Here is a 12,684-nt window from a genome sequence, read left to right as displayed (position 1 = left end):
AACTCGGCGCATGCTGAGCAACATCGCGGCATGACACAGCGCAGCGTTCTGATCACAGGGTCTTCAAGCGGGATCGGCTATGATGCCGCTCACGCCCTCCGCAATCGAGGCTGGCGGGTCTTTGCCACTTGCCGCAAACAAGAGGACGTGGATAGGCTGAGGGCCGAAGGGCTCGAAAGCTTTGTTCTCGACCTCACCGATACGGGGTCGATCTCCAAAGCACTGGACGACATCCTTGCACTGACGAACGGTCGGCTTGATGCGCTTTACAACAACGGGGCCTTTGCCTGTCCCGGTGCCGTCGAAGATTTACCCACCGATGCCCTGCGCGCGATCTTCGAGACGAATGTCTTCGGCTGGCACGAACTCACGCGTCGGGTCATCCCCGTTATGCGCAGCCAAGGACACGGGCGCATCGTGAATTGCTCTTCGGTCTTGGGGCTCGTGCCTTTCGGGTGGCGCGGTGCATATGTTTCGACAAAATTCGCAATTGAAGGTCTCTCCGATGTCCTTCGCCTCGAACTGCGCGGCTCGGGTATCAAAGTCTGTCTGATCGAACCCGGACCGATCACATCGAAAATCCGCGAAAATGCGATCCCGCATTTCGAAAAATGGATCGACTGGAAAAATTCGGTGCGTAGATCGGATTATGAACGGCTTATGGATCGGCTCTACCTCGACCGCGGCAAAGACCGTTTCGAACTCCCCGCCAGCGCAGTTTCCGCCAAGCTTATCCATGCTTTGGAGGCTGCGAATCCAAAGCCGCGCTACTATGTCACAACCGCGACCTATCTGATGGGTAACCTCAAGCGTTTACTCCCAACTCGCGCCCTCGATTGGCTCATTGCCAAGGGCTAGGCCCTTTCTTTTCGGGTCAGGGCTGCTACATCGGGGATAACCGCAAACCACGAGGTCCGTGATGAGAGACGATCCCCTATTCTATGTTGTCGCATTTGCATGTCTGGCCGTGGCCGGAATCCTGTTATGGGGGGTCGGGTCTTTTGGTCGTGGCGGCGAATACAATGCACGCAACGCCAACAAGATCATGCGTTATCGGATCATCGCACAGGCAATTGCAGTTGCTCTGATCCTCCTCTTTGTATGGGTTCGTCGCTGATATGGTCGTCTTGAATAAAATCTACACCCGCACCGGTGACAAAGGTGAAACCGCGCTCGGAAACGGGGATCGCGTTGCAAAATATTCGGCGCGCGTTGACGCCTATGGCACGGTTGATGAAACCAATGCCACGGTCGGATTGGCCCGCTTGCATGCGAGCGGCGTGATGGCAGACAGGCTTGCTGCAATCCAGAACGACCTTTTCGATCTCGGCGCTGATCTATGTCGCCCCGACATGGAAAAGGACAACGAGGCCCCCTACCCCGTTTTGCGCATGCTCGACACTCAGGTCACACGTCTTGAAACCGAAATCGACGAGATGAACGCAGACCTCGAACCACTTCGCAGCTTCATCTTGCCTGGGGGATCGGCTCTCGCGGCGCAACTCCACCTCTGCCGAACCGTTTCTCGGCGCGCCGAACGTCTTTGCGTCGAACTTGCCTCCATGGAATCAGTCAATCCTGCCGCGGTGAAGTATCTCAACCGTCTTTCCGACTGGTTCTTTGTCGCGTCCCGAGTCGCGAATGATAGCGGTAAAGCCGATATTCTCTGGGTTCCCGGCGCAAACCGATAACGTTAACCCTACGCCATGCCCAAGGGCCGCAGCCGCACCGCTGCGGCCCTTATTTTATGGGTTGCGCGCCCGAGATGACCCGAAAGTCTTAGGCAAACGTGGCGTCTCCGGTGCAAACCGCGTCGATTTTACACTGTTTTCCTATTGCTGCGCTTGCTAACAACCTCGCGAACGGGTGCGTCTGCGCCACTTATGAGGGAGAACTACGCCAATGAAGGTCTTGGTGCCGGTCAAGCGCGTGATTGACTACAACGTAAAGGTTCGTGTGAAAGCGGACGGAACGGGTGTTGATCTTGCGAACGTTAAAATGTCGATGAACCCCTTTGACGAGATCGCGGTCGAAGAAGCCATCCGCCTCAAGGAAGCAGGCAAGGCCGAAGAGATCGTCGTTGTTTCGATCGGCGTCAAACAAGCCCAGGAAACGCTGCGCACCGCGCTTGCGATGGGGGCTGACCGTGCGATCCTAGTGACCGCTGCCGACGACGTGCACACCGATATCGAGCCTCTCGCCGTGGCGAAAATCCTTGCCAAAGTGGTCGAGGAAGAGCAGCCCGGCCTCGTGCTCTGCGGCAAGCAGGCCATCGACAACGACATGAATGCGACGGGCCAGATGCTCGCCGCGCTCCTCGGCTGGAGCCAGGCAACCTTCGCCTCCAAGGTCGAGATCGACGGCGGTGCAGCGGTCGTCACCCGCGAGGTCGACGGCGGCCTTCAGACCATCAAGAGCGCGCTTCCCGCCGTTATCTCGGTGGACCTGCGCCTCAACGAGCCCCGCTATGCGTCGCTGCCGAACATCATGAAGGCCAAGAAAAAGCCGCTCGATGAAAAGACCGCAGCAGATTACGGCGTCGACGTGAGCCCGCGCCTTGCGATCGTCAAAACCTCTGAACCCGCCGTGCGTCAGGCCGGCATCAAAGTCGGTTCGGTGGACGAGCTTGTTTCGAAACTCAAAGAAGTAGGAGCGATCTGATGGCTGTTCTTCTCCTTGCCGAAGTCGTGAACGGCCAGCTGGCCCTTGACGCCGTGTCCAAGTCGGTCAGCGCAGTCGCCGCGCTTGGCGACGTGCATGTGCTTGTTGCAGGTCAGGGCGGTGATGCCGCCGCCGCAGAAGCCGCGACCCTCGCAGGCGTATCCAAGGTGCTCTTTGCGGGCGACCACGGTTTTTGCCACACTCTGGCCGAGCCTGTCGCCGCTCTGATCGTTTCGCTTTCGGGCGGCTATTCGCATATCGCTGCGGCCGCCACCTCGGATGCCAAAAACGTGCTGCCGCGCGTTGCGGCCCTCCTTGACGTGATGATCCTCTCGGATGTGACCGCCGTGATCGACGCCGACACCTTCGAGCGTCCGATCTATGCGGGCAACGCGATCCAGACCGTCAAATCGTCGGACGGCATCAAGGTCTTCACCATCCGCACCACCTCGTTCGAGGCGGCGGCTGGCGGTAACTCGGCGCCGGTCGAGGCACTCGGCACTGCTGCTGAAACGGGCAAATCCGAATGGATCGAGGACAAGGTCGCAGCCAGCGATCGTCCTGAACTCACCTCTGCGGGGATCGTCGTCTCGGGCGGCCGCGGCGTCGGTTCGGAAGAGAGCTTTGCGCTCATCGAAGGTCTTGCCGACAAGCTCGGCGCGGCGGTCGGTGCGTCCCGTGCGGCGGTCGACTCGGGCTATGCCCCGAACGACTGGCAGGTCGGTCAAACCGGCAAAGTCGTAGCCCCGCAGCTTTATGTGGCTGTCGGTATCTCGGGCGCGATCCAGCACCTTGCCGGCATGAAGGATTCGAAGATCATCGTCGCCATCAACAAGGACGAAGAAGCCCCGATCTTCCAGGTCGCCGACTTCGGCCTCGTCGCCGACCTCTTCGACGCTGTGCCCGAGCTCACAAGCAAGCTCTGATCCTTTCACACCCCTCCAGAGGCCCGCGCAAAAACTGTGCGGGCCTTTTTTATTTGAAGCCTCGGCAAAAGCTTCGACGCGACAGCCTCGCAAATTTCGGCATGGATACGCGGGTTGGGAAAGCAGAGCGCTTGGTCCCGCTCCACCGCAGAGCATTCCATCCCTTCGGTGGTATTCGCGGTTACAGGCGTAACCTCGACAATGTCGCGAGCGATGTCTTTGAATCCTGACAAAAGCGTGGAAGTCACCTCGATGCTGCCCGACGTGCGCTGCATCGGCGGGACGGACACGATGACGGCCCGATCCCCGAAATGGGACAAGAGAGTGCGCATGCGCGCGGTCCATGCTTGCGACAGCTCCGCCTCGACGATGCCGAATTTTTCGGGTGCCGCGCTCCGCAAACGCGCAAGCAAATGACGGGTAAAGTCGAACTCGGTGAAATCTATGTTCGGAAAGAGCACCTTGAGAACAGAGGAGGCCGCGAGAAAGCGGTCGTTGCGTCGCGGGTGGACACGATAAAAACGGTTCGACATGTTCTGGACTTCCGACACCTGTAGAACCACGGCATCCGCGCCCTCACAGATCGACATGACGGAGGCATCTTTGACAAAAGCGTCGATGCCCGCATGTGGGATGCCGAGATTGACGCATTTTCTACCAAGCTCTTGTTCCAGCATCGCAGGAAAAGGCGTGCGAACAAACTTTCCATAAGTCGCCCCATCACCAATGCAGGCGATATAACCCTGATCCAGCGACCGCTTTGGCCCCCGAAAGTTCAGTTTGGAATGTGCATATCGACAAGGAGCATAGTTCACGCCCAAAGCGCCGAAGGACTCGTGCTTCATTTTTCCACCACTCGTATTTTCACTCACCTGAAAGAAGATTCGCCCAAATTCCTTGCCAAGTTGCTAAATTTCGAATTTGAACCAACTCTGATAAGCGGCGTGTCTTGATGAAGCCAAATCTTCAGGACTAAGGTGCCCTAGAATAGCGAGAGGCAAGATTATGGATATCCAGCATGTTGGAATCGTTGGCGCAGGTCAGATGGGGAACGGTATCGCCCATGTATTTGCTCTTGCCGGATTTGATGTCCTGCTCACCGACGTCAGCGCCGAGGCCATGAGCAAGGCGCTTGGCTTGATCGATAAAAATCTTGAGCGTCAGGTCGGAAAAGGCGTGATTTCCGCCGAGCAAAAAGCCGAAGCCATGGCGCGCATCAAGACGACCACCACATTGGCCGATCTTGGGCAGACCGATCTTGTCATCGAGGCGGCAACCGAGCGAGAGACGATCAAGCAAGCCATCTTCGAGGATTTGCTCCCGCACCTCAAGCCGACCACCATTCTGGCTTCGAACACCTCTTCGATCTCGATTACCCGATTGGGAAGCCGAACGGATCGCCCCGAGAAGTTCATCGGGTTCCACTTTATGAACCCCGTGCCGGTGATGCAGCTGGTCGAGCTGATCCGCGGCATTGCCACCGATGAAGAGACATTCCAAGCCTGTCACGCAGTTGTCGAAAAACTTGGAAAAACATCCGCTGCGGCCGAGGATTTCCCCGCATTCATCGTGAACCGCATCCTTATGCCGATGATCAACGAGGCGATTTATACGCTCTACGAAGGTGTCGGCTCGGTCGAATCTATCGACACATCGATGAAACTCGGTGCGAACCATCCAATGGGCCCGCTCGAGCTTGCCGACTTTATCGGGCTCGATACCTGTCTGGCGATTATGAACGTGCTCCATGACGGTCTTGCCGACACGAAATACCGCCCCTGCCCGCTCTTGACCAAATATGTCGAAGCGGGTTGGCTCGGGCGCAAAACCCAGCGCGGTTTCTATGATTATCGTGGAGAAAAGCCTGTTCCGACCCGCTAAAGGGTCGGATCAGTTGCCTTCGCCGAATTTGTCGGCAACGAGAGCCTCGATTGCGGCGGCAAGTTCCTCGGCCTGAGCACCGTTCGTTTCGACTTCGATATAGGTGCCAATCGATGCTGCGAGCATCAGGAGCCCCATGATGCTGTCTCCTCCCGCGGATTCACCGTCCTTGGACACAGTGGCGGTCGCATCGAACCTTTCGCAAAGCTCGGACAATTTTGCCGAGGCCCGTGCGTGCAGCCCCTTCACGTTTACAATCTTGAGTTTGCGATAGGCCATCAATCAAAGTCCATGTCCGAGGTGACAGCGTGGCTGTCGATATACTTTCGTCCCGCAGTCAAGGCGGCATTGACGGCGTCCGGCACTGTACGGCCCCGACATTTCGCCAACTTGATCAACATGGGCAAATTGGTCCCATAGAGGATGCGTCGGTCCGTGAGACTACAGGCCCGCAGTGAAAGATTTGAAGGAGAGCCCCCGAACAGATCGGTGCAGAGCACAACGCCGTTGCCCGTATCGACTTCGTTCGCAGCGCGACAGATTTCGTCTTGCTTGGCTTCTCGATCATCTTCGGGACCGATGGCGATGGCGCGCATGCCCTCTTGTTTGCCGACGACATGTTCAACTGCGGCAAGGTATTCCTGCGCCAGCCCCCCATGTGCGACAATCACAATCCCGATCAATGCGCAGTTCCCTTGCTTGGCGCAGAGTCACCTTCGCGCCGTTCCAATTCTCGGTGACGTTTAGATACCTGCAATCCTTTTTCTGCAAGTGCATCCGTTACGATTTCGGTCATCGCAACCGATCTATGTTGCCCGCCCGTGCATCCAAATGCGATCGAGAGATGGGACTTCCCGCTATTCTTGAACAAAGGCACCGTCAATTCCATCAAGGAGAGCACATTTTGCAAGAATTGTTCAAAGTCGGGATCAGCCTTCACATAGTCTGCGACCCCTTTTTCGCGTCCGTCATTCGCCCTCAAGCTCGGCTCCCAGTGAGGATTGCGGAGAAAGCGGCAGTCGAACACAAAATCCACACCGCGCGGGATGCCCCTGCGATAGGAGAAAGACTGCACCGACAACAACATGTTCTTGCGGCTATCAATACCGAACGCCGCTTCGATTTCGACACGAAGATCGTGGGGCGAAAGACCTGTCGTGTCGATCAAAATGTCGGCTTTGTTGCGGATCGGCACAAGCAAGGCGCGCTCTTGGCTGATCCCGATGATCGGCGCTTGATCCGGCAGAAGCGGGTGCTTGCGGCGGGTTTCCGAATAGCGACGGATAAGCTCGTCTTCGGCACAATCGAGATAGAGCAACTGAACCTCAATACTCGGATCGCGCGTAAGTGTGTCGATCACCCGCAAGAACGCATCCACAGAAAAATCGCGGTTACGGACATCGATCCCCAGAACGATCGGACGATCAAGCTTGGGTCCGGTAAGCAAGCGATCCAAGAGGGACAAAGGTAGGTTGTCTATCACCTCGTAGCCAAAGTCCTCGAGCGCGCGAACAGTGGTGGTGCGGCCCGCACCTGAAGGGCCCGTCACCAAGATGACGCGCACAATCTGACTATCGATATCTCTCCCCGCCTGTGGGGGCGGGCCCTCTTCGCTCTGAACCATGCTCAATCTCTCCGACCGCCTCGCAGAACCTGCAAAAGCAGTGCCGGAAAACTTGGATTATCGACCTTGTGAACTAATGGGAGTGTGACGCCCGCAAGTGTCATCGTCAATTGCTCAGGCAAACGTTTCGGTGATTTCCGACCAAGATCCACAATCACGTCGATCGAAGCAAAAGGCGCAAAGTCGGCATTCAGAATGCCGATCCCGCGCGCCTCGATCTGGCCGGCAATCGTAGCAGGGGGAGAGACAAAGAGCTTGTCGTCCTGCACCTGAATCAAACAGCGGTCATCGGCCACAAGCGTTGCTCCGCGCGCCATCATTTCAAGCGCCAAGGAAGATTTGCCGCTTCCCGAGGGGCCGAGAATAAGAAGTCCTTTGCCGTCCAGAACGATAGCCGAGGCGTGAATTGTGTCACCCACATCCGGCCCCGACATGTTTAGACGGGAAGCCCGACAACAAACCGCGCACCAAGTGGCTCCGAGGAAATATCAGCCTCGGTCGGGCGAATGTTCTCGGCCCAGATAACGCCGCCATGCGCTTCCACAATTTGCTTGGAAATCGCGAGCCCAAGGCCCGAGTTATTGCCGAACTGGCCTGCGGGACGCTCGGAGTAAAACCGTTTGAAGATTTTGGTCAGGGCTGTGTCGGGAATGCCCGGACCTGTGTCCTCGACCACGACAAGGACACGGTTGTCACGGCGACGAACCCATACCCGTATGGCATCACCCTCTTCACAAAAGGAGATCGCATTGGTGATCAGGTTGACGAAAACTTGGGCCAAACGCCCCTCTAGACCCGAAATCCTGATCGGAACGTTCGGCATGTCGGTCAGGTAATCGATACCCTTTTCGCGGGCTTGGCCACCCAAGAATTCATTCAGGTTGCCGACCATTTTGATAAGGTCGAACTCTTCCTCTTCTTCCTTCACCAATTCGCTGTCGAGACGGGAGGCATTGGAAATATCGCTCACAAGACGATCGAGTCGCACGACGTCATGTTCGATCACCTCGAGAAGACGCTCGCGCTGATCGTCCCGTTTTGCAACGCGGAGTGTGCCGACCGCGGAGCGGAGAGACGCAAGCGGATTCTTGATCTCGTGCGCGACGTCGGCCGCGAATTGCTCGTTGTTCTCGATCCGCTCATAGAGCGCTGCGACCATACCGCGGAGCGCCGCCGAAAGACGGCCGATCTCATCGGGACGTGCTGTCAGATCGGGAATGCGAATGCGACCGGGGTTCATCTTGCGCGCGTTGCGATCACGCCCCAACTCGGCCGCAGCGGCAAGATCGGCAAGCGGATTTGCGATCGTCGAAGCAAGCACAAGTGACATCGCAATCGACACGACGACCCCGATAATCAACATCTGGAGCACCTGCTCGCGTTCCTGACGGACAAGCTGATCAAGCTCGCCATCCGCACTCAGCACGGCAACCGCGCCGATGGCCGCATTATTCTGAAGGATCGGCGTCGCCACGGAAAAGACTGTTCCACCATCAGCGCCCAGACTGATCTGGGCTTCGTTCCCCGACCCCACGGCCTCGACTGCGGTGGTGCGGGCACGATCAATGTCGGAAAGGATGACGCGTTTCGACGTCGAGGGGCCAAAAATCTGCGAAAGCGCGTTCCACCCCCGATACAACAGATCGGTCAGAACCGTGCTCCCGTTCGTGAAAGTGGTATTCGCCTCGGCTTCGCGCTCGGCGATGAGTACGCCTGTGGGATCAAAGATAAAAACCTTGACCCCGCCCCGAATATCAAGACCACCGAGCACGAGATCCGCCTCGATCCCGTCGCTTGTCGCAAGGTTCACCGGAGCCCCTGCGGGCAAGGTCGCCTCGAACACATCAGCGATGAGCTCTGCTTCACGAACAAGCCCTTGGGTCCGCTGAAAGGCCAAATTCTCGCGCGAGGGGTTCAGAAAAAGAACGCCTGCCACAAGAATGATGATCGACAAGAGGTTAAAGGTGATGATCTTGCGAGCAAGAGGCGAGCTTTTGACCGTAAAAAGCCGCTTTTTCCCGTGCTGTTCACGATATTCGCGATCCATCACGGAATCTGGCGTGAGGTAGTCGTCGCCCAAAACCACATCGGATTCCCGAGCGGCCTTTCGCACCGAACGGAGATCACGAACGTCGATATTGGGCGATGCGGTCATTCTTTATTCTTCGTTATAGCGATAGCCGATGCCATACAGCGTCTCGATTGCCGTAAACTCATCATCCGCTTGGCGCATTTTCTTGCGCAGACGTTTGATGTGGCTGTCGATCGTGCGGTCATCCACATAGACCTGATCATCATAGGCCACATCCATCAGCTGGTCACGGCTTTTGACAAAACCGGGGCGCTGCGCGAGGGCTTGCAGAAGGAGGAATTCGGTTACCGTAAGAGATACGTCCTTACCCTTCCACGTCACGGCATGACGAAGCGGATCCATCTTGAGATTGCCGCGCTCGATCACTTTGTTTTCTTCAGTCTCTTCGACAGGAGCACCGTTGATCGCATCCTGACGGCGGAGAAGTGCGCGGATACGCTCGACCAGAAGACGCTGGGAAAACGGCTTTTTCACATAATCGTCGGCCCCCATGCGAAGACCGAGCACTTCGTCGATCTCGTCATCTTTGGACGTGAGGAAAATGACCGGCATCGTGGTTTTTTGACGAAGCCGTTGCAGAAGATCCATGCCGTCCATGCGTGGCATTTTGATATCCAGCACCGCCATGTCGGGAAGCTTCTTGTTGAAGGCGTCAAGCGCCGCCTGTCCGTCGTTATATGTCTCGACCTCGAAACCTTCGGCCTCGAGTGTCATGGCGACCGAAGTAAGAATATTCCGATCGTCGTCTACCAACGCGATTTTTTGCATCGGGTTAACCCCTTTTGTGACTGCTCTTGTTATTGCCCATTTTAATAGTGTTTTTCCTCCTTTTGAGAAAACGAATCAATCCTAAAGTGTCACTCCGACTGTTTGCGGCAACATTTTGGAACATGAATCCTCAAAGGATGACTAATTTGCCATACCCGACTATGGTCGCGCTAAATGGTTGCGCTAACACGAAAATGTTCGCGCTAACTGTGTAAATGTGTCCTTTTCTTGAGAAAAATCTTGCTGCTATGTGAAGGTCTACAGGCCACTCAAGGCCGGTCACATTAGGAGAGAGACAATGGACCACGGACGGGTCAACCCAACCATGAAGCTTGAAGATCAGGGCATCCATGGACTGGGTTATGTCTATTACAACCTGATCGAACCGGATCTTGTGCAGGCCGCGATCAAAGCCGAAGAAGGCACGCTGGGCCAAGGCGGATCGCTTTTGGTGACCACGGGCAAGCACACCGGCCGTTCGCCCAAAGACAAATTCGTCGTCAAAACACCCGAAGTCGAAAACACCATCTGGTGGGAAAACAACCCGCCGATGGATGCGGGCAAGTTCGATGTTCTTTACGCCGACATGCTCGAGCACATGAAGGGCAAAACCTACCACGTTCAGGATCTTTTCGGGGGCGCCGATCCGGCACACCGTCTGGACGTGCGCGTGGTAACCGAGCTTGCGTGGCACGGTCTGTTCATCCGCCACTTGCTTCGCCGCCCCGAGCGCGCCGAGCTGGACACCTTCACGCCGGAATGGACTATCATCAACTGCCCGACCTTCAAGGCCGATCCTGAAAAGCACGGCTGCCGCACCGAAACCGTCATCACCCTGAACTTTGCCAAAAAGATCATCCTGATCGGTGGCACAGAATACGCAGGCGAGAACAAGAAGTCGGTCTTTACCCTCCTCAACTACCTGCTCCCCGAAGAGGGCATCATGCCGATGCACTGCTCGGCCAACCATGCGCCGGGCAACCCCGTCGATACGGCGGTGTTCTTCGGCCTTTCGGGGACGGGCAAGACCACGCTTTCGGCTGACCCGTCGCGTGTTCTTATCGGCGATGACGAGCATGGCTGGTCGGATCGCGGCACCTTCAACTTCGAAGGCGGCTGCTACGCCAAGACCATCAACCTCTCGGCCGAAGCCGAGCCTGAAATCTACGCCACCACCAAGAAGTTCGCGACCGTGATCGAGAACATGGTGTTCGACGAAGAGACCAAAGAGCTCGACTTCAACGACGACAGCCTGACCGCAAACATGCGTTGCGCCTACCCGCTCGACTATATCTCGAACGCGTCGGACACCGCACTTGGCGGTCACCCCAAGAACATCATCATGCTCACCTGTGACGCTTTCGGCGTTCTTCCTCCGATTGCACGTCTGACACCCGCTCAGGCGATGTATCACTTCCTTTCGGGCTTCACCTCCAAGGTGGCCGGCACCGAGCGTGGCGTGACCGAACCCGAACCGACCTTCTCGACCTGCTTTGGCGCACCCTTCATGCCGCGCCGCCCCGAGGTTTATGGCAAGCTGCTTCAGGAAAAGATCGCATCGCACGGCGCAACCTGCTGGCTGGTGAACACTGGCTGGACCGGCGGGGCCTACGGCACAGGCTCGCGTATGCCGATCAAAGCGACCCGTGCGCTGCTGACCGCTGCGCTCGACGGCACGCTGATCGAGTCCACCTTCCGTAAGGACCCGAACTTCGGCTTCGAAGTTCCGACAGCTGTTGAAGGCGTTGATGCCGGTCTTCTCGATCCGCGCAGCACTTGGGCCGACAAGGCCGCCTATGACGCACAGGCCAACAAGCTGGTTGAAATGTTCTCGGCCAACTTTGAAAAATACGTCCCCTTCATCGACGAGGACGTGAAAGCCGCCGCAATCGGCTAAGGCTCTTGCCAAACAAAGAGATGGGGGCAGAACTTCGGTTCTGCCCTTTTTCGTTTCTAGATCAAACCGCGACGCACAAGGTTGAGTCCCGCAATCAAAAGCACCCAAAGCGTTACTTTGCGGAATGCGTCTTGGTCGATGCGATCCTGGATCAGGAAACCGATCCGCATCCCGAGGAAAGCGGGGATCAGAAGAAGCGCCGAGAGCGGCCAAGTTTCCGCATTCATCACGCCCGACTTCAGATGCCCCATCAAGAGCATCACCGAGCCGAGACCATAAACAACACCCTGAACCACGATCTGTCGTGCCTTGGGCGTCTCGACCGCGACGAGGTAAAGCACGGTTGTCGGGCCCCAAGTCCCCGCAAGACCGCCGAGCGCCCCGGAAAGGAACCCTGCGATCACCGCGGATACGCCTCGGCGATTCTCAGGAATGGTAAACCGGACCCCCGCAATCTGGATCGCACAGAGGATTGTGACTGGAATCCCCAGCACAAGGAACATCGTTTCAGTGGGAATAACCGTCAGGAATTGAGCCGAGACAAGGATCATCACACAGACGATCGACACATAAACAGCGTAATCCTTGAGCGCTTGTCTCGCCTCTCCAAAGCCCGCCTTTGCCACCTGTAGAAAGTTCGACATCACAATCGGAAAGATGATCGCGGCAACAACCACTTTGGGGTCTATTGCGATTCCCATTCCCGAGATCATGATCAATGGCATCGCAAACCCTACGGCACCTTTGACAACACCCGCAACGAGAGTGACACCAAAGGCAAAAACGATGAGCTCAAGAGGGAGAGAACTAAAAAGCGTATCCATTCCTATGGTTT

At 56.7% G+C, this 12,684-nt stretch carries 15 protein-coding genes; 7 read left to right on the top strand and 8 right to left on the bottom strand.

Annotation, left to right across the window (positions count from 1 at the left end):
- Positions 1–30: 30 nt before the first annotated feature.
- From QQG91_RS01055 to QQG91_RS01035, 5 genes are all read left to right on the top strand, one after another.
- The gene (locus QQG91_RS01055; protein ID WP_285771138.1) at positions 31–858 is read left to right on the top strand and encodes an SDR family oxidoreductase; all 828 of its coding nucleotides are present in this window, start codon (positions 31–33) and stop codon (positions 856–858) included.
- A gap of 61 nt (positions 859–919) precedes the next feature.
- The gene (locus tag QQG91_RS01050) at positions 920–1,117 is read left to right on the top strand and encodes a twin transmembrane helix small protein (protein ID WP_285771137.1); all 198 of its coding nucleotides are present in this window, start codon (positions 920–922) and stop codon (positions 1,115–1,117) included.
- Position 1,118: 1 nt separating this feature from the next.
- Positions 1,119–1,691 carry a cob(I)yrinic acid a,c-diamide adenosyltransferase gene (locus QQG91_RS01045; RefSeq protein ID WP_285771136.1) on the top strand — a complete coding sequence of 191 codons (573 nt, stop codon included), beginning with the start codon at positions 1,119–1,121 and terminating at the stop codon, positions 1,689–1,691.
- Between the two features lie 211 nt (positions 1,692–1,902).
- Entirely contained in the window at positions 1,903–2,661 is a 759-nt protein-coding gene (locus QQG91_RS01040; RefSeq protein WP_285771135.1) for an electron transfer flavoprotein subunit beta/FixA family protein, read from the top strand.
- Positions 2,661–3,587, top strand: coding sequence for an FAD-binding protein (locus QQG91_RS01035; protein WP_285771134.1), 927 nt, complete (start codon positions 2,661–2,663; stop codon positions 3,585–3,587). The genes QQG91_RS01040 and QQG91_RS01035 overlap by 1 nt, the downstream gene beginning before the upstream one ends.
- A 5-nt stretch (positions 3,588–3,592) precedes the next feature.
- Here the strand turns inward: QQG91_RS01035 and QQG91_RS01030 are convergent, their stop codons facing one another.
- The gene (locus QQG91_RS01030) at positions 3,593–4,432 is read right to left on the bottom strand and encodes a DUF6473 family protein (protein WP_285771133.1); all 840 of its coding nucleotides are present in this window, start codon (positions 4,430–4,432) and stop codon (positions 3,593–3,595) included.
- A gap of 160 nt (positions 4,433–4,592) precedes the next feature.
- On the opposite strand from QQG91_RS01030, the gene QQG91_RS01025 reads away from it, so the two are divergent.
- The gene (locus tag QQG91_RS01025) at positions 4,593–5,468 is read left to right on the top strand and encodes a 3-hydroxybutyryl-CoA dehydrogenase (protein WP_285771132.1); all 876 of its coding nucleotides are present in this window, start codon (positions 4,593–4,595) and stop codon (positions 5,466–5,468) included.
- 9 nt (positions 5,469–5,477) lie between these two features.
- Here QQG91_RS01025 and QQG91_RS01020 read toward each other — a convergent pair whose 3' ends face one another.
- Genes QQG91_RS01020 through QQG91_RS00995 form a run of 6 tightly spaced genes read right to left on the bottom strand, consistent with a single transcriptional unit; the run spans position 5,478 to position 9,952 of the window.
- Positions 5,478–5,747, bottom strand: coding sequence for an HPr family phosphocarrier protein (locus QQG91_RS01020; RefSeq protein WP_285771131.1), 270 nt, complete (start codon positions 5,745–5,747; stop codon positions 5,478–5,480).
- Positions 5,747–6,151, bottom strand: a complete 405-nt coding sequence (locus QQG91_RS01015) for a PTS sugar transporter subunit IIA (RefSeq protein WP_285771130.1) — start codon at positions 6,149–6,151, stop codon at positions 5,747–5,749. Before QQG91_RS01015 ends, QQG91_RS01020 begins: the two co-directional genes overlap by 1 nt.
- Positions 6,148–7,092, bottom strand: a complete 945-nt coding sequence (gene rapZ / locus QQG91_RS01010) for an RNase adapter RapZ (RefSeq protein ID WP_502881582.1) — start codon at positions 7,090–7,092, stop codon at positions 6,148–6,150. Before rapZ ends, QQG91_RS01015 begins: the two co-directional genes overlap by 4 nt.
- Positions 7,093–7,094: 2 nt before the next feature.
- A complete protein-coding gene (locus QQG91_RS01005; RefSeq protein ID WP_285771128.1) occupies positions 7,095–7,511 on the bottom strand; it encodes an HPr kinase/phosphorylase in 417 nt (138 codons plus the stop codon).
- Between the two features lie 17 nt (positions 7,512–7,528).
- Positions 7,529–9,247, bottom strand: coding sequence for a sensor histidine kinase (locus tag QQG91_RS01000; RefSeq protein WP_285771127.1), 1,719 nt, complete (start codon positions 9,245–9,247; stop codon positions 7,529–7,531).
- Between the two features lie 3 nt (positions 9,248–9,250).
- Positions 9,251–9,952 (bottom strand): response regulator transcription factor, encoded by a 702-nt coding sequence (locus QQG91_RS00995; RefSeq protein ID WP_285771126.1) that lies wholly within the window; start codon positions 9,950–9,952, stop codon positions 9,251–9,253.
- A 298-nt stretch (positions 9,953–10,250) separates the two neighbouring features.
- Between QQG91_RS00995 and QQG91_RS00990 the strand changes: the two genes are divergently transcribed.
- The gene (locus tag QQG91_RS00990; RefSeq protein ID WP_285771125.1) at positions 10,251–11,849 is read left to right on the top strand and encodes a phosphoenolpyruvate carboxykinase; all 1,599 of its coding nucleotides are present in this window, start codon (positions 10,251–10,253) and stop codon (positions 11,847–11,849) included.
- A gap of 56 nt (positions 11,850–11,905) precedes the next feature.
- Here QQG91_RS00990 and QQG91_RS00985 read toward each other — a convergent pair whose 3' ends face one another.
- Entirely contained in the window at positions 11,906–12,673 is a 768-nt protein-coding gene (locus tag QQG91_RS00985; protein ID WP_285771124.1) for a sulfite exporter TauE/SafE family protein, read from the bottom strand.
- Positions 12,674–12,684 lie beyond the last annotated feature (11 nt).

The sequence above is a fragment of the Marivivens sp. LCG002 genome (assembly GCF_030264275.1).
GTDB lineage: Bacteria > Pseudomonadota > Alphaproteobacteria > Rhodobacterales > Rhodobacteraceae > Marivivens.
Note: the sequence above shows the minus strand (reverse complement) of the source record. Positions and strands in the feature narration are given on the sequence as shown.